Genomic DNA, 1,376 nt, shown 5'->3' on the forward strand with positions numbered 1-1,376 from the left:
CTCAATCCGTCCGTCAGCGAGAAGAAGCAGGAAGGGAGAGGCCCGATGGGCATAGTAGAGCCTCTTGAAGCTGTCTGCTGGAGAGGCTTTGGCCAGGACTATCTCCGAATTCTCTCGGTCTACCAGTCCTTTATCCCTGAGATTGGTGATTATTCGAGACACTGACCCGCGCCGCAGACCAAGATGGGCGTTGATATCCAGAGGACGGAGAACGCTCTCTGAGCTGGTTATCAGGAGCAGAGCTTTTATCTCGTTTCGGTTCAAACGCATTAAGTCTAAGCTTGCGTAGATAGTATATATACATTTCACTATCTATTAGAAAGTACACATAAGACGGCATGAACTCCGAGGGCTTCAAAAATAGGCTGGAAGCGCTCCGGAGCAGAGGGCCGGATAGATCGCGCCATTGAGCAGCTCGAAGCCCAGATTGAGGCCCAGGAGCGGGCCGAGAAGAAGGGCGCCGAGGTCCTGGAGGTCGAGCCTGCCAGAGGCTCTTACGTGCTGCAGAAAGTGAAGTGCGGCAACCCCTCCTGCCGCTGCGCCGGGCCCGGCGGAGAGCTGCACGGGCCGTACTGGTATCATAACTGGAAGATGGACAGGAAGACGAAAAGAATAAAGCAATGCTCGACCATTGATGCCAAGTCTTAAATAGATCTACTCAACTATTATAATTTGTAGTGCTGTAAGTCCCTCTCGAAAAGAATGAGGCCGCCAATTGGCGGGTGGGACGAAGTAGAGAGGGGTTCGCTACAGCTTTCTTTTATCCGGTTCAAAGAAATCGAGTACTACGGATACTCTATTTTGGATTTTTTGGTAGTATTGGTCGTCATTGTCTCTATACCTACGGCTTATTGCACCGGCGACGAAGTCTATGGCCTGAACACATGGGCACTGTTTTGAATCGACATGAGAGACCTCTATACTTGCAGGTATGCGAACACCTATCCGGCCCTCAACGTAATTCTCTCTTTGGACTCCATAGAGGGATCTATCTACGATTATATTTATCGTGCCGCCCATCTCATATTTGCTTATGATTCTGTAGAGTAGTTGCTTGCAGAGATAGCTGTACACCACCTGCGGCTTATCTTTGAGATCCTCATCAACCTGATATTTTCGCAGCAAGGCAAATGCAATGTCATTATTGGTTCTGCCCACACACTCAAGGATTCTTCTTCTGATGGTCTCGTCGGAATTACTGAACTTCAACTCCGATCTAACCTTGTATTTCTTTTTGATCTTCCTTCTTCGTATGTCCTTAACACATCTCTTGATAGGGAGGTCATCTCTGACAATTAGGGTGGCTATAACAAAATACGGATCCTCTTTAGAGGCACGAGACCCCAGCCGACCAAGGTGTCAATGGCGGTCTAAAA

The 1,376-nt window shown here is 48.7% G+C and carries 3 protein-coding genes; 1 reads left to right on the top strand and 2 read right to left on the bottom strand.

From position 1 onward, the window contains the following. A partial coding sequence (locus tag BP727_RS00855) for a MarR family transcriptional regulator (RefSeq protein WP_286856874.1) occupies nucleotides 1–270 on the bottom strand: 270 nt, incomplete at its 3' end. 228 nt (nucleotides 271–498) lie between these two features. Here BP727_RS00855 and BP727_RS13605 point away from each other — a divergent pair. Continuing rightward, a complete protein-coding gene (locus BP727_RS13605) occupies nucleotides 499–648 on the top strand; it encodes a DUF6788 family protein (RefSeq protein WP_394339391.1) in 150 nt (49 codons plus the stop codon). A 99-nt stretch (nucleotides 649–747) separates the two neighbouring features. Here the strand turns inward: BP727_RS13605 and BP727_RS00865 are convergent, their stop codons facing one another. Further along, on the bottom strand, nucleotides 748–1,347 hold the full coding sequence (locus tag BP727_RS00865; protein ID WP_286856877.1) for a DUF3800 domain-containing protein: 600 nt from the start codon (nucleotides 1,345–1,347) through the stop codon (nucleotides 748–750). Nucleotides 1,348–1,376: the final 29 nt, after the last annotated feature.

This window comes from Methanosaeta sp. UBA356 (assembly GCF_002496465.1).
Lineage (GTDB): Archaea > Halobacteriota > Methanosarcinia > Methanotrichales > Methanotrichaceae > Methanothrix > Methanothrix soehngenii.